The organism is Kineococcus sp. TRM81007 (assembly GCF_022669155.1).
Lineage (GTDB): Bacteria > Actinomycetota > Actinomycetes > Actinomycetales > Kineococcaceae > Kineococcus.
Genome location: NZ_JALBVB010000040.1, coordinates 1 through 20,267, shown reverse-complemented (window position 1 = coordinate 20,267; position 20,267 = coordinate 1). Strand labels below are relative to the sequence as shown.

The following is a 20,267-nucleotide window of genomic DNA, read 5'->3' as shown; positions in this document are numbered from 1 at the left end:
TCACCGCAAGGCGGGGACGCAGGAGGGGGAGGGGCGCAGGGAGGGGTGGGCCGGACGGGGGGGAGGACGGAAGAGGACGGGGGGTCTGCGGGTCTACAGTTCCCGACAACCGTTCCCATCGTCAGGAAGCCGCTGATGCGCCGCGCCGCCCTCGTCCTCGTCGCCCTCACCACCACCCTCGGCCTCGCCGCCTGCGGGGGCGGCGACACCGCCACGGACGCCACCGGCACCACCGACGACACCACCACCGTCGTCGCCTCCACGAACGTCTACGGCTCGATCGCCTCCGCGATCGCCGGCGACGCCGCCACCGTCACCTCGATCATCGACGACCCCTCCGCCGACCCGCACTCCTACGAGGCGAGCACCCGCACCCAGCTGGAGCTGTCCCGCGCTGACGTCGTCGTCGAGAACGGCGGCGGGTACGACGACTTCGTCGACACCATGCTCGACGCCGTCGACGGCGCCGACCCGGCCGTGCTGAACGCCGTGGAGCTGTCCGGGAAGGACACGAGCGGGGAGTTCAACGAGCACGTCTGGTACGACGTGCCGACGGTGCGGAAGGTCGCCGGCGCGATCGAGGCCGCACTCGCCGAAGCCTCCCCCGCCGACGCCGCGACGTTCGAGGCCAACGCCGACGCCCTCGACGCGCGGCTGGCGGAGCTGGAGCAGCGCATCGCCGACGCCGCCGCCACGACGGCCGGCGCGCCGGTGGCCGTCACCGAGCCGGTCCCCGGGTACCTGCTCGACGCCCTCGGCGCCGAGAACCGCACCCCCGAGGAGTTCTCCGAGGCGATCGAGGAGGAGACCGACGTCCCGGCCGACGCCCTGCAGGAGACCCTCGCGCTGTTCCCGAGCGGGCAGGTGCGCGCCCTCGTTCACAACGAGCAGACCACCGGCCCGCAGACCGAGCAGGTGCTGCGCGCCGCGGAGACCGCGGACGTGCCCGTGGTGCCGGTGACGGAGACGCTGCCCGAGGGCGAGGACTACGTGTCGTGGATGAACGCGAACGTGGACGCCGTCGTGTCGGCCCTCACCGCGTGAGCACCCCCGCGGGGACACCCGCGCTGCGGCTGCGCGGCGCGGAGATGGCGTACGGCGGGCACCGGCTGTGGTCGGGGCTGGACCTGGACGTCGCCCCCGGCGAGTTCGTCGCCGTCCTCGGCGCCAACGGCGCCGGCAAGTCCAGCCTGCTGAAGGTCGTCCTGGGCCGGCAGGCCCTGCGCGCCGGCACCGTGGAGGTCGCCGGCCGCCCCGCGCGGCGCGGCGACCGCCGCATCGGGTACGTGCCGCAGCAGAAGGGGCTGGACCCCGCCACGCCGCTGCGCGCCCGGGACTTCGTGCGCCTCGGCCTGGACGGGCACCGGTGGGGGCCGCTGCTGCCCTCGCGGCGCGCGAACCACCGCGTGGACGACGTGCTGGCCGCCGTGGGCGCCACCGGCTACGCCGACGAGCCCGTGGGGCGCCTGTCCGGCGGGGAGCAGCAGCGGCTGCGGGTCGCGCAGAGCGTCGTCGGCGACCCGGCGCTGCTGCTGGCCGACGAGCCGCTGCTGTCGCTGGACCCGCACCACGCCGGTGCGGTGACCGCGCTGGTGGACGCCTGCCGGCGCCGCACGGGCGCGGCGGTCCTGTTCGTCACGCACGACGTGAACCCCGTCCTGCCGTACGCCGACCGGGTGCTGTACCTGGCCGGCGGCCGGTTCCGCGTCGGCACCCCCGACGAGGTGATGACGTCGCGGACGCTGTCGTCGCTGTACGGCTCGCCGGTGGAGGTGCTGCGCTCGGGCGGGCGGGTGCTCGTCGCCGGTGCCGCCGCCCCCGCCGAGCACCCGCACGCCCACGAGGAGGTCCGGTGACCGGTTCGGCGCTCGCCGCGGTGACGTGGTCGGACGTGTTCGACTTCAGCGACTACGGCGCTCTGCTGGCGCTGGTGCAGAACTCCCTGTGGGCGGGGGCGCTGCTCGGCCTGGTCGGCGGGCTCGTCGGCGTGGTCGTGGTGGCGCGGGACCTGCCGTTCGCGGTGCACGGGACCGCGGAGCTGAGCTTCGCCGGCGGTGCCGGGGCGCTGCTGCTGGGCGTGGACGTCGTCGCCGGTTCGCTCGTGGGGTCGGTGCTGGCGGCCGTGCTGTTCGGGGTGCTGGGCAACCGCGCGCGCGAGCACAACTCCGCGATCGGGGTGCTCATGCCCTTCGGCCTGGGGTTGGGCGTGCTGTTCCTGGCCCTCTACGAGGGGCGCGCCGCGAACAAGTTCGGGCTGCTCACCGGGCAGATCGTGGCGGTGGACGACCCGCAACTGGTGTCGCTGGCCGTCATCGCCACCGTCGTGCTGGTGGCGCTGCTGGTGCTGTGGCGGCCGCTGCTGTTCGCGTCGCTGGACCCGGAGGTCGCCGAGGCGCGCGGGGTGCCGGTGCGGCTGCTGTCACCGGTGTTCATGCTGCTGCTGGGGCTGTCGGTGGCGATGAGCGTGCAGGTCGTCGGGGCGCTGCTGGTGCTCGCGCTGCTGGTGACGCCGGCGGCGGCGGCGCTGCGGGTGAGCGCCTCCCCGTACCTGGTGCCGGTGCTGTCGGTGGTGTTCGCGGTCGTCTCGGTGGTGGGCGGCACGCTGCTGGCGCTGGGCTCGAGCGTGCCGATCAGCCCGTACGTGACGACGGTGTCGTTCCTGATCTACCTGGGGTGCCGGCTGGTGGCGCGGCTGCGACGCCCCCCGGCCCGCGCCGGTGCGGGAGCAGCGAGAGCGGTCGGCGCCGCCTGAGGGGGTCACCGCGCTCGGCGAACGCCTTCGTGCTGCCCGTGCGCACCTGTCCGCCCACGAGCGCCCGAGTTCCGGACCACGGCACCCGCGGCTGCTACGCCACAGGTGCACGCCCGTGCGCTGAGCACCAGCCCCTCGCCAGGCCCGCTGCCCCGCCGGGAGTCGAGTGGCCACCACCGCAGGCACGACGGTCGTGCCGGCAGCCCGGACCACGATGGCCGCACCTCCCCCGGCTGCGGTGGTGGTGCGGGCACCGGTGAACAGCAACCGCCGCTCACCGCCGTGCTCACGCGACTCGTGCGGGGCGGCCGAGTTCCCAGCGGTCCGCAGCGCCGCGCTCCACCCCCGGCTGCACCAGTCCGGGAGAAGCAGGAGCAGCCCACTGCACCGGGTCCACCACCTCCGAGGTGGTGTTCCGGCCGGCGCGGGAACGACAGCAGAGCAGTGACGGTTCACGAACGCCCTCCAGGGACTCGACCAGCAAAACCCCTGGGCTGCAGGACCTTGCAGCAGGACTGAGGGTCACCTACCCTCCGCTCATGGCGAAGCGCAACGAGCTCGGCAGCTTCCTGCGCGCCAAGCGCGCCAGCACTTCCGCAGAGGACGTCGGCCTCCCGTCCCTGGGCCCACGACGCGTTCCGGGTCTGCGCCGGGACGAGGTGGCCGAACTGGCTGGCGTCAGCGTCGACTACTACACCCGCCTGGAGCAGGGCCGCGAGAGTCGCCCCTCGGCGCAGGTCCTCGACGCACTGGCGCACGTGCTGGGAATGTCGCACGAGGAGCGCCGCCACGCCTACGCGCTGGCGCACCTGCTCTGGACGCCACCCCTGCTGACCTCTCCCGCACCGGTGAACCCCTCCCTCAGCCGGCTCATGGGGTCCTGGCCCGATGCGGCGTGCTTCCTGCTGGATCCGGTGCTGGACATCCTGGAGATGAACTCGCTGGCAGCGCAGCTGTTCACCCCCTTCGAGTCGACCAGGAACCTGGTGACGATGGTGTTCCTCGACCCCGCCGGCCCCGCCTTCTACACCGACTTCGAGCGCGCAGCCACCAGCTGCGTGGCCAACCTGCGAGCCACCGCGGACATCCACGTCGGCGCCCGACGACGCGAAGAGCTCATCCAGCAGCTGAAAGCGGGCAGCCCCTACTTCACCCGGTTGTGGGCTTCGCACGAGGTCAAGCCCAAGACGCACGACACCAAAGAGCTGTTCCACCCGTCCGTCGGCACGATCACCGTGCAGTTCGACGCACTGGAGGTTTCCGCCATGCCGGGACACCAGCTGGTGATCTACCGTGCTGAGCCCGCCTCGCTCAGCGCACGGCGCCTGCGCGCCCTGGCCGACGAGACCACCGCCCCTGCTCCCGTTCCCGCCCCCTCCACCCAGAGCGGCGAGCGCCTGGCGGAAGCAGCTGGGGAGCAGTGACGTCCCCAGGTTGGAGCGCACGTCCAGACCTACCCTGTCGCGTGTGTCTTGATCCATCCATCGCTGCACCAGCCACAGCGATCTTGACCCGAGCGCTGGACGTGGCGTGGGCCGACCGGCGGTGGTGCCGACTTCACGCACCGTTGGGTGACGTCGGCAACTTCGCCGAGGCCGTCTTCTTGAACACCCCGGCCGAGTGGTTCTTCGTGGACCACAGCCAGGTGCAGGTGGCCACCGTGGCCCACCTGCGCTCCGGCGCCCCGGCCGACGCCGTGGCCGGGAGGACCGCCGCGAGAGCACGACCGGAGCGCGGTCCGCACGGTGGCGATCGAGGAACTCCCGAGCCGCGGCTCACGCAACCACCGTCGGGGCCGGACCTGACGCACCTGCTTCCCAGCGCAGAAGAGGACCAGCGCCGCCGGCGAGAGGTGATCGCCGACCTGAGCACACGCAGCAGCAGCTTTCGCCGCCTCTGGGCGGGGCTGCGGGTCAGCCACCGACCACGTACCCACTACGAGGTGCGCCACCCGGACGTGGGCCACCTCATCCTGGAGCGCACCGTGCGCTCGTTGCCCGGTGGCGGCTGGCAGGACCTCATCCACCCAGGCCCCGGCACCGGGGCCGTCGACTCGATGGTGCTGCTGGACCTGCTCTGAGGGTCGTGAGCAGAGCCCGGGCACGGCCGCAGCACGATCACCGTGCGTCGGCGGTCACCCGTCGAGGGACACCACCACTCTTGACTGGGTGTACCGCAGCCTGTTTCCGCAGGTGCACCCCGCCCCACTCTGCTCTCACCAGCGAGCTGAGCCCGACCCGGGCGTCACACCGCAACCGGTGAGAGCGGCGCACAGCGCCGGACGAGAGAGGGGATCAGGATGACGACGATGACGATCGGCGAGGCCAGCACCGCGCGGGCCCTGGTCGACCGGCCCAGCGATCGGCCCCTGCTGCTGCGCGCGGCCGCCGTCATCACCCAAGACCCCCGCCTCGGCGTCATCGAGGAGGGGGAGCTGCTCGTGCGCGGTGGCCGCATCGCCGCCGCCGGCCCGGCCGGGACCGTGCCCGTCACCTCCGACACCCTCGTCGTCGAAGCACCGAACCACCTGCTGGCGCCGGGGTTCGTCGACACCCACCGCCACGCCTGGGAGGCCCAGCTGCGCCAGCTGGTGCCGGACGTCGACGACCTCGGCGAGTACGTCACCTCGACCCTGGTCGGCATCGCCCCGGCATACCAGCCCGAGGACACCTACACGGGCACCAAGCTGGCGGCGCTGACCGCCATCGACAGCGGCATCACGTGCATGCTCGACTTCGCGCACAACGCACGCAGCACAGCTCACTCCGATGCCGCCGTGCAGGCCCTGCTGGATGCCGGGATCCGTGGTGTGCACGCCTCCATGCGCCCGCACTTCGGCGTCTGGGACGGGCAGTGGCCGCAAGACCTCGAGCGGCTGCGCGAGGAGTTCTTCAGCTCCGACGATCAGCTGTTGACGCTGCGGCTGGCCACGCTGGCCACCGACGAGATCGCCGGACCCGAGCTGGCCTACGGCCCGCAACTGGCGCGGACCGCCCGCGAGCTGGGCATCGGCGTCAGCATCGATGCCGTCTTCGGCGCCTCCGGCTCACGCGCCGTGCGCGCGTGGGCTGAAGCCGGCCTGCTGTCGCCGGAGGTCACCCTCATCCACTGCAACGGCCTGGACGAGCAGGCGTGGGGCGCGATGGCCGACACCGGCACGACGGTCTCGATCGCCCCCACCTCCGAGGCGCAGATCGGTCTGGAGAACGCGGTACCGGCCATCGATGAAGCCCTGGCCGTCGGGATCCGCCCGGGCCTGAGCGTCGACGTCGAGGTCGCACTCGCCAGCGACATGTCCACCCAGATGCGGGCGTTGCTGTCCATCCAGCGGATGCGGGCGGTCGAGCGCGGCTACGGCAGCGATCAGGTGCCGCAACGCATCGGCGTCCAGGACGTGCTGGACTACGCCACCATCGAGGGCGCACGCACCAACGGGCTGGGCCAGGTCACCGGCTCGCTGACCCCCGGCAAGCAGGCCGACCTGCTCGTCGTCGATGCCGGCGCCATCAACACGATGCCGTTGAACGATCCCGTCGGGACCCTGGTCCTGGCTGCCGATGCCCGCAACATCAACGGTGTGCTGGTGGCCGGCACCGCCCGCAAGTGGGACGGGCACCTGCTCGGCGTCGACGTCGCCGGGCTGCGCCAGCAGGTCCTCGCCTCCCGCGACGCCGTCCTCGCCCGCGCCCGCGCCCGCGCCGCGCAGCAGAACCGCTGAGGCGGCTGAACCCGCGCGACCGGCTGGACGTGCGACGACCCGCTGGCCGTGGCGCCGGCGGCCGCCAGCGCCGATGGTGCCGCCAGACCGCCCGTGCCCCCGCGCAACTCGGGTGGGTGGTCGTGCCACTGCCTGGTTGCTGCAGCTCGTGACGGGCACGCTGCCGACAGGTCGCCGGCGCGGGTTCAGCTCGGACCGGCGTCACCCGGCTCACGGTGAAGACCCCCACCACCGGAACACGACGGAGGAAGGAACCTCAGACATGACCACCTGGTTCATCAGCGGCGCTTCCCGAGGCCTGGGAGCCGAGATCGCTCGCGCCGCCCTGCGCGGTGGCGACGACGTCGTCGCGACCGCCCGCACCACCGATCGCCTGCCCGCCGACCTGACCGCCTCCGAGCACCTGCTGCCGCTGCGGCTGGACGTCACCGACCAGGCCGGCGCTCCCGCCGCGGTCGATGCGGCCGTCGAGCGCTTCGGCAGGATCGACGTGCTGGTCAACAACGCCGGGCGGGGCCTGCTCGGCGCGATCGAGGAGGTCAGCGACGCAGAGGCCCGCTCGCTGTTCGACCTCAACGTCTTCGGCCTGCTGGCGCTGACGCGTGCGGTGCTACCGGTGATGCGCCGGCAGCGCTCGGGCACGCTGGTGCACATCGGCTCCCGCTCCGGTTTCGAGGGCGAGCCCGGGGTCGGGCTCTACAGCGCCTCCAAGTTCGCCGTCGCCGGCATCAGCGAAGCTCTCGCCGCGGAGCTCGCGCCGTTCGGCATCCAGTCCACGGTCGTCGAGCCGGGTGTCTTCCGCACCGACTTCCTCGACGCCAGCTCGCTGTCGCTGCCGGCCGGGCGGATCGCGGACTACGACGGCACCCCGGCGCACACCACGCTGGACTGGAGCTCGCAGGCAAACCACACCCAGCTGGGTGACCCGGTCAAGGGCGCCGAACTCATCCGCGACGTCGTCCGCTCCGGGGCGCTGCCCTCGCACCTGTACCTGGGGAAGGACTCCATCGAGCGCCGGGAGGCGCTCATCGAGCGCGCCCACGCCGACATCGCCACCTGGCGCAGCCGGTCGGTGGCCACCGCTCACGACGACGCCCTCGCCAGCGCGTGAACCCCTGCACGTGAGCGCGGGGCACAGTGCCGACCGCTCGCCCCTCGGGCGCCGTCACCGGCGTCACCCCCCAGCTGCGCAGCGCCACTCCCACGACAGCTGAGGAGGGCGCCCCGCCCCACACCGACGAGAGGAAGCAACCGTGTCCGCTGCAGTTCTGAGCACCAACACCCTCCAGGGCCACCACCCGCGTTCTGCAGAAGTTCTCCGTCTACTCCGGCACGAAGGCCCACATCAGCCACCTCACCCGGTTGCTGCGCACCGAACTGGGCGCCAAGGGTGTGCGGGTGGCCACCGTCGAGCCGGGCATGGTCGACACCGAACTGCCCGATCACGTCACCGACCCCGACGCCAGTCGCCTGATGGCCGACCTGCTGCAGCAGATCGACTGCCTGCGGTCCGCCGACGTCGCCGAGACGGTCGCCTTCATCGCCTCGGTGCCCAAGCACGTCAACCTCACCGAGATCACCGTCCTGCCCACCGCGCAGCCCATCTGAGGGCAGGCAGGAGAGCACGAGGTGCAGCAGACGTCGGGGGAGCTCGAAGGTCGGCCAGGAGGGCGATCGCCACCCACCGGCCTCGCAGCGACCGTGTCTCCGAGGCATGTTCACCGCCCGACGGCTTCGTCGGCTCGCACACGAGGCTCTCGCGGGCGAGTTCGCGAGTCGAGTTCCCGGCGGCGCACCAGCGCTACCGGGGACTCGGCCTGTGGACCCGCTTCCACTGGCAGGATCACCAGCTGAAGGCAGGCTCGCTGTGACACGCTCATCGTCCACATCCACTGGAACCCCTACCGGCACCGCTCCGGAGATCTCGCGCCGCACGCATCTCCTCAGCCGTAGCTCGTGGCCGGAGAGGCGGCGCATCGGCGACGTGCTGCGCAAGGAGACCGTCGGCGGCGCCCTGCTGCTGCTGAGCACCGTCCTGGCCCTCCTCTGGGCCAACTCCCCGTGGTCGGACAGCTACGCCGGCTTGCGCGACACCGTCGTCGGTCCCCGCGCGCTGCACCTGGACCTCAGTCTGGGCCAGTGGGCCGCCGACGGGCTGCTGGCGATCTTCTTCTTCACCGCCGGCCTGGAGCTCAAACGCGAGTTCGTCGCCGGGGACCTGCGCGATCCGCGCCGGGCCCTGGTGCCCGTGGTGGCCGCCGTGGGCGGCATGGCTCTCCCGGCCCTGCTGTACACGCTCGTCAACCTCTCCAGCCAGGACGGAGCGCTGACGGGGTGGGCGATCCCCACGGCCACCGACATCGCCTTCGCGGTCGCGGTGCTGGCCGTCATCAGCACCCACCTGCCCACGGCGCTGCGCACCTTCCTGCTCACCCTGGCGGTGGTCGACGACCTGCTGGCCATCACCATCATCGCGGTCTTCTACACCAGCGACCTGGCCGTGGCGCCGCTGCTGGGCGCGCTGACCGTGATCGCCGTCTTCGGCGTGCTGGTGCAGCGACGCGTCCACGCCGGGCGGCTGCTGATCCCGGTGGCGGTGATCGCCTGGGCGCTGATGCACGCATCCGGCATCCACGCCACCGTCGCCGGAGTCCTGCTCGGCTTCACCGTCCCCGTCACCGTCCCGGTCACCAGCTCGAAGGCGGCCGGCGGGTTCGAGGCCGGGCCGGGGCCGGCCGAGCACTTCGAGCACCTGTGGCGCCCGGTCTCGGCCGGCATCGCCGTGCCCGTCTTCGCCTTCCTCTCCGCCGGCGTCACCGTCGGCGGCCTCAGCGGCCTGGCAACCTCCTTGCAGGACCGCGTCGCGCTGGGCATCGTCGTCGGCCTGGTCGCAGGCAAGGCGCTGGGCATCCTGGGTACAACCGCGGTCGTCTCCCGCTTCACCCGCGTCCGCCTCGACCCCAGCTTGTCGTGGTGGGACGTGCTGGGCGCCTCCCTGCTGGGCGGGATCGGTTTCACCGTCTCGCTGCTGATCGGTGAACTGGCCTTCGGCGCCGGCAGCGAGCGCGATGAGCACGTCAAGGTCGGGGTGTTGACCGGCTCGCTGCTGGCCGCCACCTCGGCCACGGTCGTGCTGCGCCTGCGCGACCGCACCTACCGCCGCCTGCAGGCGGCCGAACAGGTCGACGCCGACGCTGACGGGGTTCCCGACGCCCACCGGAGCTCCCCGCTCAGCAGGTGAACGAGCCTGCCCACCGGCACCTGCGCTCATCGACCAGGTCCCAGGCACTCCTCTGCCGAGCGCTCGGACGAGCGCACCGCGCACCACCTCGTAGACCCCGGAGTGATCGTGTCCACCCCTGTGCTGCTCGTCGTCACGACCGCCGTGGTGGCCCTGGCGCCGGCGATGGCCCGGCGCGTGCACCTGCCGGCACCCTCGGTGCTGTTCCTGCTCGGCTGCGCCCTGGCCGTGCTCCCCCTGGGGGGCCAGGTGCACCTGGAGCCGGAGTTCGTGCTGCTGGTGCTGCTGCCGGTCATCCTGTACTGGGAGGGCTACACCACCTCAGTGCAGCACGCCTGGCGCTACCGGCGCGCCATCGTGCTGACCGCCGTGCCGCTGGTCATCGCCACCGCGGCCGCCGTCGCGGTCACCGCGCACGCCTGGGGCTCGAGCTGGGCGGCGGCCTGGATCCTCGGGGCTGTCCTGGCCCCCACCGATGCCAGCGCGGTGGCCGCCTACGCCAGGGCGCTGCCGCTGAGGTTGATGACCATCCTGCGCGGAGAGTCCCTGATCAACGACGGAACCGCCCTGGTGCTGCTGGGCATCGCGATCTCCGCCGCCCAGGGCGCGCACGTCAGCGTGGCCTCCGCCGCCGGAGAGCTGGCCTGGGCCTACGCCGGCGGCATCGCCGCCGGCGCCCTCGTCGCGGCCGCCGGCCTGCTGGCGGTGCGCCGCACCCAGGACCCGTCGGTGCTGGCGGCGGTCTCGGTGGCCGAGCCGTTCGCCGCCTCGGTGCTGGCCGAGGCCGTGCACGCCTCCGGGGTGGTCGCCGTCGTCACCTGCGCGCTGGGGATCAGCCGCAGCGCACGCCGGGCGGTGCCCGCCCACGGGCGCCTGCAGGTGCACGCCTTCTGGGAGACGACCTCCTGGCTGGTCAACGGTTCCCTGTTCGTCCTCGTCGGGCTGGAGGCGCGCTCGGTGTTCGACGCTCCGGCCGTCGACGCCGGCCGGGCAGGCACCCTGATCGGTCAGGGGCTGCTGCTGGCCGCGCTGCTGATGGCCGTGCGGGTGACCTGGCTGTTCCTGACCGCCTGGCTGGTGCGGCTCGTGGATCGCCGCCCGGTGCAGCGCGAGCTGCGGGTGCCGTGGCGACTGCGGCTGGTGGCCGCCTGGTCAGGCATGCGTGGCGGCACCTCCCTGGCAGCGGCGCTGTCGGTGCCGCTGAGCGTGGAGGGTGCGCCCTTCCCCGAGCGCGATGTGATCCTGGTGCTCACGTTCGTCGTGGTCGGCACCACGCTGCTGGTGCAGGGAGCCACCTTGCCGCTGACCATCGGCTGGGTGGAGCGCACGGGCGAGCGCGCCTCATCCGCTCGATGCTCCTCCGACGGGCGGGCTGTCGGGGGACGGACGGGCGCGCGACCGGCAGGCACACCGCCAGCAGGCCGGCAGCCAGCGGTCGCGACCGGCCGCGAGGAGGAGGTCGCGGCGTTGGCCGCGGCCATCGCCACCCTCAGCGCCGCCGTCGACGAGCACCTGCAGCGGGCCGTCGAACGCGACCCGGCCGCCAGCGGTGCGGTCGAGGTGCTGCGCCGGCAGGTGCACCCCACACGCACCGCGCTCGACGGTGGTGAGCGCGAACTGCTGCAGCGGTTGCAGCACAGCACTCTGCAGCGCGAGCGTGAGGTCCTGGCCGCGCTGGTCGCGCGTGGCGAGCTGGAGGACACCCAGATGTGGCGCCTGCAGGAGCGTCTGGACCTGGACGAGGCGCTGCTGCTGGCCGACCGTGACCTGCCGCCTGCGCCTGCGCCGAGGCACGCGGGTCGCGCGAGCCCCAGCGGGTGCCGGTGATCGAGGTCGGGCAGCGGTGGGCGGGCAGCGCCTAGCGCACCTCCTCCTGGACGGCTGCACCGAGGTGCCCACACAGCTGCTGCAGCTGCTGCAGCTGCTCGCGCGAGAGCGCGCTGCTCATGGTGACTCCGACGGCCCGTGCGTGGCGCCGCCCCACGGCGCGCTGCACCGCCCGCCCTTCGGGGGTCAGGACGATGCGAGCGGCGCGCCGATCGCGCGGATCCTCCCGGCGCTGCAGCAGGCCGCGCTCGACCAGGCGGGCGACCAGCCGGGAGATGCCGCCCTGGGTGAGCAGCACCTCCCGGTTGATCTCCACCATGCTCAACCCGCCCCCGCCCCCGCCCCCGCCCACGTCCTCATCGCCGCCCCCGGCGCCGTCCCTGCGATCGCGCTCGTCACGCGCCAGGGCGTAGAGCACGTCGTACTCCGTCGGCGAGACCTCCTGCCAGACGTCGTCGCCGCGGAAGCGGCGGGCAAGGAGAGCCTGGGCGCGGAAGAGGGCCTCCCACGCCTCGTTGGCCAGCCGGACGTCCTGCCGGGCCTGCGCGTCACGGCTCACCGCAGGACGGGCTGGCGCGCGGGCCGGTCGACATCGCTGTCCTGGTAGGGCAGCGCCCCGCTGAGGTTGTCACCGCGGTTCGGGTTCGGGCGCGCCTGGCGGGTCGGGGCGTCACCGTACGTTGCGCGGACCAGGCCCTCGTGGGTGGGCGCCGGCGCCGCAGCGGGCGAGCGGCGTGCGGCCATCTCCTCGCGCAGCACCGGCACGACCTCACCGCCGAGCAGTTCCAGTTGCTCCAGCACGGTCGGCAGGGGCAGACCAGAGGAGTCCACCACCCACAGTTGGCGCTGGTAGTCGCCGAAGGTCTCGCGGAACTCCAGGGTCCGCTCGATCACCTGCTGGGGGCTGCCCACGCTCAGCGGGGTTCGGCTGGCGTACCACTCCAGCGACCGGCTGTGGTCGTACACCGGGGCCTCGTCGAAGTAGGGGCGGAAGGCGGCGAAGGCGTCCTGGGAGCGGCGGGCGATGAAGGCCTGACCGCCCAGACCGACGATCGCCTGCTCGGGGGTGCCGTGCCCGTAGTGGGCGAAGCGCTGGCGGTAGTGGTTGACCAGCGGCAGGAAGTGCCCGTTGGGCGCCAGGATGTTGTTGGCGAAGAAGCCGTTGCCGTAGAAGGCGGCCTGCTCGGCGATCTCCGGGGTGCGGATGGAGCCGTGCCAGACGAACGGGGGAACCCCGTCCAGCGGGCGCGGGGTCGAGGTGAAGCCCCGCAGCGGGGTGCGGAAGCGGCCCTGCCAGTCGACGACGTCCTCGCGCCACAGGCGGTGCAGCAGGTCGTAGTTCTCGATCGCCAGCGCCACCCCCTGGCGGATGTCCTGACCGAACCAGTCGTAGACGGGGACGGTGTTGCCGCGACCCAGGGTCAGGTCCAGACGCCCCTTGGCCAGGTGCTGGGCCATCGCGTACTCCTCGGCGATGCGCACCGGGTCGGTGGTGGTCACCAAGGTGACGGCCGTGGACAAGGTGATCCGCTTGGTCAGCGCGGCGACGTGGGCGAGGAAGGTGGTGGGCGAGGAGGAGAAGAACGGCGGGTTGTGGTGCTGACCGATGCCGAAGACGTCCAGGCCCACCTCCTCGGCCTTGACGGCGATCTGCACCATCGCATCGATGCGCTCGGCCTCGCTGGGGGTGCGTCCCGTGGTCGGGTCGGCGGTGACGTCACTGACCGAGAAGATGCCGAACTGCATCGTCCTCACCTCTTCCTCGCGGGCCGGCCCGCCTGGTGCATGACCGGTCATGTATCCGCACCGGCCAGAACACGGGTTCGTCGGGGTGTGTTCCCACCACCTCGACGAGCCCGTGGCGGCCGCGGCGAGGGCGAAGAGTTCAGCACGGCGCACTGGCCGACGCCCACCGGCGACCAGGCGGGCCAGCTCCAGCTCGCCCATCGAGGTCGAGGCAGCGCCAGCGCCGGGCGCGAGGACCTCCGGGCGGCTCCCGGAGCGGGTGCCGTCAGACAGCTCCACACCGCACCCGGAGGTCCTTCCCACGTCACGGATCTTGTAGGTCCGGGCGTGTCACCAACGTCCGTGCTCAGTACACCTAGCCCCGGGTGCCGGGTGGCGGCCCCACCCACCGGCTGCCCCGAGGACGGGGGTGTCGAGGACCCGGTGGCCGAACTCCCTGCGCAGTCCCTCGGTGGTGCCGAGAACTCCGCCGACCAGCGCCGCGCTCGCCGCGATCGGGGCACCGGCCCCGACGACGTCACCGCTGGTGCGCAGCCGCAGGACCTCCCCCTCGGTACCGGACGTCGATCGTGGACGTGCCGCCACCGCCTCCACGCCCGCCCCGGTCCACCTCCCGCAGGCCGCACGGGACACCCTTGCGGACATCCCGTGCGGCCCGCGGGCTCGAGCACGTGCAAGCAGCGACCGGCCCGCCGCGGAGGAAGTTCCCGCGGATCCTCGCGGATCGCCGGGACGTCGCCCGTCAGCCGACGAACTCGACGTCCTCGACCACCGCTGCACCGTCGTGGATGCCGATGCCCAGGTGCAGGTCGACACCGTGCGGCGCTGCCGCCCCGGAGTTCTGGGGGACGTGGTGGACGCACTCGATGCCGGCGCTGGTAGCGGTGATCGCCGTCGCCGGACGCGAGCAGCCGTCGAAGGTCATCGGTGCGTGGGGGGTGGCCAGCAGTTCACCGACGACGGCGTTGACGGCGTAGGTGGCCATCACCTCACCGCTGCGCTGCTCCCACCCGCGCGCCAGGCACCCGGCGGCCTGCTCGGGCGTGGCCGCGTCGAAGGGTGCCGGGCAGCCGGCGACGTCGGAGTCCCCGATCACCGTGACCCCTCCCCCTGCGGTCCACTGCATCGAGCCGCCCTGGAAGTCGGTGCGCTTGCCGCCGGGGATGTCGTACTCGTCGCTGACGGGGAAGCCGAAGGAGCCGGCCTCCCAGCCGTGCTCGGCCCACGTGGCGCGGATCGCACCGTGCACCTCGTGCGCGCCGGTGGCGGCGGAGGAGTAGATCGAGCCGCCCTGGAAGTGCACGTACGAGCCGCGACCGTCGGGGGTGCCGGTCTCGCCGGTGATCGGCTCACCCAGGAAACCAGCAGCTCCGCCGAGCGCCTCGTAGCGCGCTCCGATCTGGCCCCCGACGCGCGGGTCGGCCTGGGCCGGAGCGGCCACGGCGAGCGCGGCCACCGTGGCCGCGGCGAGGGTGGCGGTGACGGCTGCGCGGACGGTGTTCTTCACGTGCTCTCCTGACGGGATCGGCTGACGCCGGGAAGGGGTTGGTGGAGCGCGGCTGCTCACCGGCCGCGCTCGGTCAGCATGCTCGCGGTGGCGATCCTCAGGCAGGCTCGGACAGGGCCACCCACAGCGGCGCCACCGCCAGCGCCGGGGAACTGGACGGTGCGACGCGCGCGGCGTCACTCGCGCGCGCGCAGCAGCTGAACCGGAGCGGTGCGCGTCGCCGACCAGGCGGTCCACGCGCTGGTGGCACCCGTGACCGCGAACGCCCCGGTCACGACCGCTGCCACCAGCGGCCACGGCAGGTCGATGCTCGCCGTGCCGGTGGCGCTGGCGGTGGCGATCAGGACGGCCGCCAGAGTTCCCGCGGCGGCCAGGGCGCCCAGCAGCAGCCCGGCACCGCTGACCGCCCAGGTCTCCAGCACCGCGCTGCCCACGACCTGGCGACGCGTCAGGCCGCTGGCGCGGGCGGTGGCGAACTCGCGCCGGCGCGCGGCGGTGGCCACCACCCCGGCGTTGACGACACCGATCAGCGCGTACGACGCTCCCAGCCCCATCACCACCACCAGGATCGAGGTGTCGCTCGAGCCGGCCTGCTGGGCCGAGCGCGCCAGCCAGTCCTGCACGTCGCTGACACGCGCACCCCGGCCGCCGGCGGCCGTCAGGGCGGCGGCGACCTGCCGGCGGTCGCTGCCCCCCTGCAGCTGCACGAAGGTGCGCACCGCCGATCCCTGCAGCAGCTCGGCGGGCAGGAGGCCGGCGGGCAGCAGCAGCGCGGGACCGCCGCCGACCGCCTGCGGCACCGCGGCCACCACCGGCAGCGGCCCCAGGTCCACCTGTCCCACCCGCACGCCCACCCGGTCCCCGGTGGAGGACTCCAGCGCTCCCGGCCCGGCGGCGACCGCAGCTCCGCGCAGCGCCTGCAGCGATCCGCTGGTGGGGTGAGCGCGCTCGTAGGCACCGGGGTCGACCACGAGGACCCGCCTGATCCCGGTGAAGGCCGTCTCACCGCTGCCGGTGGTCAGCGCCGCGGGCAGCTCCACCTCGCTGGAGGCGCTGCCCACGCCCGGGACCGCGCTCAAGCGCTGCGCCAGGGCTCCGTCGGCGTCCGCGGTCGACTCCACCACCAGGTCCGCGGCGGTGGTGCTGCGCAGCTGCGCGACGGCCGCCTCGGTGTAGGACCACGCAGCACCGCTCTGGCCCAGCAGCAGGCCGACCAGCACGATCAGCGGCGCCGCGGTGGACGCGCTGCGGCGCACCTCGTCACGCAGGTTCGCGCGCGCCAGGTCGCCGAGCACGCCACCACGCGGCACCAGCGCGCCCGCCAGCGCCGGAACCGCCACCGGCGCCAGCACCGCGAGGGCGAGCGCGGCCAGCAACGACACGCACACCGCCATCGCGCGACCACCTGCCGGCCCACCCAGCGGCGACAGCGCCAGCAGCACCACCGCGCCGGCGCCCAGCAGGACACCGGTGGTCCAGCGCCCGCGGGTCATCACCCGCGCCGGTTCCTCCTCGGCGTCCAGCGCCTCCAGCGGGCGCACCCGAGCGGCGCGGCGCGCAGCCAGGAACACCCCCGCCAGGGCCAGCGCGGTGCCCACGCCGACGCAGGCGGGCAGCACCCAGGCGTGCCACCGCGCGCCCGCGCCCGCCGGCAGCAGCCCCACCCGCACCATCAGCCAGGTCTGCACCCGCACCACGCCCGTGCCCAGCGCACTGCCGGCCAGCGAGCCGAGCACACCCAGCAGCAGCGCCTCCCCCAGCAGCAGGCGCACCACCTGCCGACGCCCGGCACCCACCAGGCGCAGCAGCGCCAGGTCCCGCCGGCGCTGGTCGACGGTGAAGGCGAAGGTGGAGGCGATGACGAAGACGGCCAGGAACGCCGCCAGCGCCAGCGTGACCGCCAGGACCGTCACCGCGACCACGCGGGCCTCCTCGAAGCGCACCTGCGCCACCGGCCCGGACCCGGCGGGGGCGTCCGCGGTCGCCGACGCGAGCAGCAGCAGCAGCGAGGACTGCACCAGGGCGACGCCCAGGCACACCGTCAGCACCGCGCCGGCGAAGGAAGTCCAGCGGTCCCGCAACCCCGCCCAGCTCAGCTGCAGCACCTCAGGCCCCCATCGCGGCCAGGCGGGCGGCGACCGTGACGGCGTCCGCGCCGACGACGCGGTCCTCGACGCGCCCGTCGCGCACGAGGACGGTGGCGTCGGCACGGGCTGCGGCGGCCGGGTCGTGGGTGACCATCACCACGCTCTGACCGCCGTCGGCGGCCGCGCGCAGCAGGTCCAGCACACCGCGCGCGGCGCTGGAGTCGAGGGCGCCGGTGGGTTCGTCGGCGAAGAGCACCTGCGGGCGGGTGATGAGCGCACGGGCGATCGCCACCCGCTGCTGCTGGCCCCCGGAGAGCTGGCGGGGTCGGTGGTCCGCTCGTTCAGCCAGGCCCACCGCCCGGAGGGCTTCCCGCACGTCGGCGCGCGGTGGGCGCTTCCCGGCCAGGCGCAGCGGCAGTTCCACGTTCTGCGCGGCGCTGAGGGAGGCGACGAGGTTGAAGCTCTGGAAGATGAAGCCGACGCGGGTGCGGCGCAGCCTCGTCAGCGTCTCATCGTCCGCGTCGGTGATGTCGGTCCCTCCCAGCAGGACCCGTCCCGAGTCCACGCGTTCCAGGCCCGCGGCGCAGTTGAGCAGCGTGGACTTGCCGGAACCGGAGGGGCCCATCACGGCCGTCCAGGTTCCGGTGGCGAGGTCCAGGTCGACCTGGTCGACGGCGCGCACGGCGGTGGGGCCGCTGCCGTAGGTCTTGCTGACGGCGCGCAGGGAGACTGCAGCGGTCGTGGGGGCCAGGGCGTTCGTCGGCATCCTTCGGTCCTCCGGGTCGTGAACTCAGCGACGCCAGGGGGCGAACCGGTCGATCGGCGGTGGGGACGTACCCGCCGAGGGCTCGCTCCCGACCCGAGCGATGCTGCCGGTGGCGGTCCCGTTCGATCCAGGCCCTGGCACTGCTACCCGCCCACGCGCGTCGCGACGCCGCTCCCACGGGTTCGCCGGCTCGCGCGGGCCACGGCGCCCCGCTTCGCAGTCGGTTCGGGCGCAGGCGGGTGGGCGCCGCGGTCAGGCGGGATCGACGCGACGGATCCGCAGGTGCTGGACACGCTCGTCCTGCCACTGGGCGCTGATGCGGCGCCGGTGAACTCCCCCCTCGACGAGCACCTCCACGAGCAGTTCGACGTCGTCGCCGACCCGGTGGTCGCTGAGGTTCCGCAGGCGGGCGTGAGGGCCGATCACCTGGCGGGTGTTCCACTCCGCGATCTGCAGCAGGCCCCGGTACCGGCGCCCGTCGTCGTCCACGAGCGCGTCGTCGGTGAAGGAGTCCAGGAAGCCTTCGGTGTCCTCGGCGTTCACCGAGTCCACCAGCGCTCGCAGGTGGTTCGTGAGGTTCACGTGCCCGGTGGTGCACTGCTGCGGTGGTGCTCGGCCAGCAGCCGGTCCAGGGCTACCCGGGCGCCGCTGCCGAGGAGTTCCCGGAAGGCGGCGGTGCCCAGCGGAGAGATCGCTGCGAGAGCGCACGGGACGCGCACCAGCGGGATCAGTCGCCCGCGCGCAAGGAGGAGGGCGGGCGGGAGGCGAAGACCAGGTCGCCGTACTCCTGCGCGTTCCGTCGGATGAAGTCGGCCACGAACGGACACAGCGGCGCCACCCGCAACCCCCGGGTTCGGACGTCGTCCAGCGCCTGCCGCACGAGGGCGGTGGCGATTCCCCGACCCTCGAAACCGGGCAGCACCTCGGTGTGGGAGAAGACCAGGAACTCCTGCGTGGTCAGGTACTCCGCGATCGCCGCCAACTGCCCGTCGATGCGGGCCTCGTAGCGGCGCCGGGCCGGGTCGTCACCGACGAGGACCGGCTCGGTGCCCGGGCGGTCCCGCGGGGCGGCGCTCACGGGTGCGAGGGCGCGCTCGGGGCGCCGGGCCGGTGGAACCCCACGGCGTCGGAGTAGCACCAGTACCACTCCTCGCCGGGCTCGTAGGAGCGCACCAGCGGGTGGCCGCTGCTGCGGTGGTGCGCCGTGGCGTGGGTGCTCGGGGAGGAGTCGCAGCACCCGACGTGCCCGCAGCTGCTGCACATGCGCAGGTGGACCCAGCGTCCGCCGGTGCGCAGGCAGTCCTCGCACCCCTCCGCGCTGGGCACAGCGTCCTCGTCCACCGCTGCCAGGTGGGTGCAGGTGGAACCGTTCACGACGTCCTCGTCCCTTCCTCGGTGCTGGTGGTACCTGCGGCGGCGACGCCGCTGCCACCGACCTCGCCGGCGTGCTCGATCTCGAGGTGCGGTTCGCCCGGACCGCGGTCGGCGCGGGCCACCACGTCCGCCCAGCGGGCGCTGACGACGGCGCGCCGTCGCTGCACGGCGCGCTCGTGGCGGGCACGCACGGCTGCGGTGGCCAGGTGCAGCTCGGCGGCCGCGCGCCGCGCCTCCTGCGACAGGCCGCTCACGCGGCGATCCGCTGGCCGGAGTGCTGGTCGAACAGGTGCACGTGACCCTGCTTGGGGGTGAAGTGCACCGTGGAGCCCTTCTGCGGGGGGCGACGGCCGTCGACGCGGGCGATGACCTGGTGGTCCTCCTGGCCGGGCTGGGCCAGGGAGCCGTAGATGTACGCGTCGGCGCCGAGCTCCTCGACGACGTCCACGTGCACCGGCAGACCGCGGTCGGACAGCTCCAGGTCCTCCGGGCGCACGCCCAGGGTGAGCTTGTCGCCCGTGGCGGCGAGGGAGGCGCGCTCCACCGGCCACACCGAGTCGCCCAGGCGCACGCCGCCGTCGGTGACGTCCAAGCTGAGCAGGTTCATGGCCGGGGAGCCGATGAACCCGGCGACGAAGACGTTGTTGGGGTGGTCGTACATGCGCCGGGGGGTGTCGACCTGCTGCAGCACGCCGTCCTTGAGGACCGCGACGCGGTCGCCCATCGTCATGGCCTCGACCTGGTCGTGGGTGACGTAGACGGTGGTGACGGCCAGGCGGCGCTGCAGGGAGGCGATCTGGGTGCGGGTCTGCACGCGCAGCTTGGCGTCCAGGTTCGACAGCGGCTCGTCCATGAGGAAGACCTGCGGCTGGCGCACGATGGCGCGGCCCATGGCCACGCGCTGGCGCTGGCCGCCGGAGAGGGCCTTGGGCTTGCGGCTCAGGTACGCCTCGAGGTCGAGGATCTTGGCCGCTTCCTGCACGCGGCGCTTGATCTCGTCCTTGGGGGTGCCGGCGATCTTCAGGGCGAAGCCCATGTTGTCGGCGACCGTCATGTGCGGGTACAGCGCGTAGTTCTGGAACACCATCGCGATGTCGCGGTCCTTGGGGGGGACCGTGGTGACGTCGCGGTCGCCGATGAGGATGCGTCCGCCGTTGACGTCCTCCAGGCCGGCGAGCATGCGCAGCGAGGTGGACTTGCCGCAGCCGGAGGGGCCGACCAGCACGAGGAACTCGCCGTCCTCGACGTG

The 20,267-nt window shown here is 73.4% G+C and carries 20 protein-coding genes and 1 pseudogene; 10 read left to right on the top strand and 11 right to left on the bottom strand.

The features are described from left to right. Nucleotides 1–135: 135 nt before the first annotated feature. From MN205_RS05490 to MN205_RS05445, 10 genes and pseudogenes are all read left to right on the top strand, one after another. The gene (locus MN205_RS05490) at nt 136–1,044 is read left to right on the top strand and encodes a metal ABC transporter solute-binding protein, Zn/Mn family (protein WP_242125086.1); all 909 of its coding nucleotides are present in this window, start codon (nt 136–138) and stop codon (nt 1,042–1,044) included. A 44-nt stretch (nt 1,045–1,088) separates the two neighbouring features. After that, nucleotides 1,089–1,856, top strand: coding sequence for an ATP-binding cassette domain-containing protein (locus MN205_RS05485; RefSeq protein WP_255818126.1), 768 nt, complete (start codon nt 1,089–1,091; stop codon nt 1,854–1,856). Continuing rightward, nucleotides 1,853–2,752, top strand: coding sequence for a metal ABC transporter permease (locus tag MN205_RS05480; protein ID WP_242125082.1), 900 nt, complete (start codon nt 1,853–1,855; stop codon nt 2,750–2,752). Before MN205_RS05485 ends, MN205_RS05480 begins: the two co-directional genes overlap by 4 nt. A gap of 539 nt (nt 2,753–3,291) precedes the next feature. Continuing rightward, nucleotides 3,292–4,176: a helix-turn-helix transcriptional regulator gene (locus MN205_RS05475; RefSeq protein WP_242125080.1), complete on the top strand. Its 885-nt coding sequence runs from the start codon at nt 3,292–3,294 to the stop codon at nt 4,174–4,176. A 143-nt stretch (nt 4,177–4,319) separates the two neighbouring features. Continuing rightward, nucleotides 4,320–4,832, top strand: a complete 513-nt coding sequence (locus MN205_RS05470) for a hypothetical protein (RefSeq protein ID WP_242125078.1) — start codon at nt 4,320–4,322, stop codon at nt 4,830–4,832. 228 nt (nt 4,833–5,060) lie between these two features. Continuing rightward, a complete protein-coding gene (locus MN205_RS05465; protein WP_374115855.1) occupies nt 5,061–6,470 on the top strand; it encodes an amidohydrolase family protein in 1,410 nt (469 codons plus the stop codon). A 262-nt stretch (nt 6,471–6,732) separates the two neighbouring features. Next, the gene (locus MN205_RS05460) at nt 6,733–7,581 is read left to right on the top strand and encodes an SDR family oxidoreductase (RefSeq protein ID WP_242125074.1); all 849 of its coding nucleotides are present in this window, start codon (nt 6,733–6,735) and stop codon (nt 7,579–7,581) included. Nucleotides 7,582–7,748: 167 nt separating this feature from the next. Beyond that, a pseudogene (locus MN205_RS05455) lies at nt 7,749–8,078 on the top strand (SDR family oxidoreductase); the annotation flags it as partial. A gap of 259 nt (nt 8,079–8,337) precedes the next feature. Further along, a complete protein-coding gene (gene nhaA / locus MN205_RS05450; RefSeq protein WP_374115850.1) occupies nt 8,338–9,711 on the top strand; it encodes a Na+/H+ antiporter NhaA in 1,374 nt (457 codons plus the stop codon). Between the two features lie 108 nt (nt 9,712–9,819). After that, entirely contained in the window at nt 9,820–11,538 is a 1,719-nt protein-coding gene (locus MN205_RS05445) for a sodium:proton antiporter (RefSeq protein WP_242125070.1), read from the top strand. Nucleotides 11,539–11,569: 31 nt separating this feature from the next. Here MN205_RS05445 and MN205_RS21610 read toward each other — a convergent pair whose 3' ends face one another. The 11 genes from MN205_RS21610 to MN205_RS05380 all read right to left on the bottom strand — a co-directional run. Next, nucleotides 11,570–12,097 (bottom strand): MarR family winged helix-turn-helix transcriptional regulator, encoded by a 528-nt coding sequence (locus MN205_RS21610; RefSeq protein WP_242125068.1) that lies wholly within the window; start codon nt 12,095–12,097, stop codon nt 11,570–11,572. Continuing rightward, nucleotides 12,094–13,284 carry an LLM class flavin-dependent oxidoreductase gene (locus MN205_RS05435; protein ID WP_242125310.1) on the bottom strand — a complete coding sequence of 397 codons (1,191 nt, stop codon included), beginning with the start codon at nt 13,282–13,284 and terminating at the stop codon, nt 12,094–12,096. The genes MN205_RS21610 and MN205_RS05435 overlap by 4 nt, the downstream gene beginning before the upstream one ends. A 742-nt stretch (nt 13,285–14,026) precedes the next feature. Beyond that, nucleotides 14,027–14,791, bottom strand: coding sequence for an LGFP repeat-containing protein (locus MN205_RS05430; protein WP_242125066.1), 765 nt, complete (start codon nt 14,789–14,791; stop codon nt 14,027–14,029). 176 nt (nt 14,792–14,967) lie between these two features. Continuing rightward, on the bottom strand, nt 14,968–16,896 hold the full coding sequence (locus MN205_RS21175; protein WP_308220239.1) for an ABC transporter permease: 1,929 nt from the start codon (nt 16,894–16,896) through the stop codon (nt 14,968–14,970). A 1-nt stretch (nt 16,897) separates the two neighbouring features. Beyond that, nucleotides 16,898–17,644: an ABC transporter ATP-binding protein gene (locus MN205_RS05410; RefSeq protein WP_242125064.1), complete on the bottom strand. Its 747-nt coding sequence runs from the start codon at nt 17,642–17,644 to the stop codon at nt 16,898–16,900. 252 nt (nt 17,645–17,896) lie between these two features. Continuing rightward, nucleotides 17,897–18,226, bottom strand: a complete 330-nt coding sequence (locus MN205_RS05405; RefSeq protein WP_242125062.1) for a hypothetical protein — start codon at nt 18,224–18,226, stop codon at nt 17,897–17,899. Next, on the bottom strand, nt 18,223–18,363 hold the full coding sequence (locus tag MN205_RS05400; protein ID WP_242125060.1) for a hypothetical protein: 141 nt from the start codon (nt 18,361–18,363) through the stop codon (nt 18,223–18,225). Before MN205_RS05400 ends, MN205_RS05405 begins: the two co-directional genes overlap by 4 nt. Nucleotides 18,364–18,371: 8 nt before the next feature. Then, a complete protein-coding gene (locus MN205_RS05395) occupies nt 18,372–18,722 on the bottom strand; it encodes a GNAT family N-acetyltransferase (protein ID WP_242125059.1) in 351 nt (116 codons plus the stop codon). Next, nucleotides 18,719–19,018 carry a UBP-type zinc finger domain-containing protein gene (locus MN205_RS05390; protein WP_242125057.1) on the bottom strand — a complete coding sequence of 100 codons (300 nt, stop codon included), beginning with the start codon at nt 19,016–19,018 and terminating at the stop codon, nt 18,719–18,721. Before MN205_RS05390 ends, MN205_RS05395 begins: the two co-directional genes overlap by 4 nt. After that, the gene (locus tag MN205_RS05385) at nt 19,015–19,272 is read right to left on the bottom strand and encodes a hypothetical protein (protein WP_242125055.1); all 258 of its coding nucleotides are present in this window, start codon (nt 19,270–19,272) and stop codon (nt 19,015–19,017) included. The genes MN205_RS05390 and MN205_RS05385 overlap by 4 nt, the downstream gene beginning before the upstream one ends. Beyond that, a partial coding sequence (locus tag MN205_RS05380; protein ID WP_242125053.1) for an ABC transporter ATP-binding protein occupies nt 19,269–20,267 on the bottom strand: 999 nt, incomplete at its 5' end. The genes MN205_RS05380 and MN205_RS05385, both read right to left, overlap by 4 nt.

What these genes read in the sequence shown, in the direction of transcription:
- MN205_RS05475 (WP_242125080.1), top strand. Translation starts at nt 3,292, where the DNA reads ATGGCGAAGCGCAACGAGCTCGGCAGCTTCCTGCGCGCCAAGCGCGCC.
- MN205_RS05485 (WP_255818126.1), top strand. Translation starts at nt 1,089, where the DNA reads ATGGCGTACGGCGGGCACCGGCTGTGGTCGGGGCTGGACCTGGACGTC.
- MN205_RS05460 (WP_242125074.1), top strand. Translation starts at nt 6,733, where the DNA reads ATGACCACCTGGTTCATCAGCGGCGCTTCCCGAGGCCTGGGAGCCGAG.
- MN205_RS05410 (WP_242125064.1), bottom strand. Translation starts at nt 17,644, where the DNA reads ATGCCGACGAACGCCCTGGCCCCCACGACCGCTGCAGTCTCCCTGCGC.
- MN205_RS05435 (WP_242125310.1), bottom strand. Translation starts at nt 13,284, where the DNA reads ATGCAGTTCGGCATCTTCTCGGTCAGTGACGTCACCGCCGACCCGACC.
- MN205_RS05490 (WP_242125086.1), top strand. Translation starts at nt 136, where the DNA reads ATGCGCCGCGCCGCCCTCGTCCTCGTCGCCCTCACCACCACCCTCGGC.
- MN205_RS05465 (WP_374115855.1), top strand. Translation starts at nt 5,061, where the DNA reads ATGACGATCGGCGAGGCCAGCACCGCGCGGGCCCTGGTCGACCGGCCC.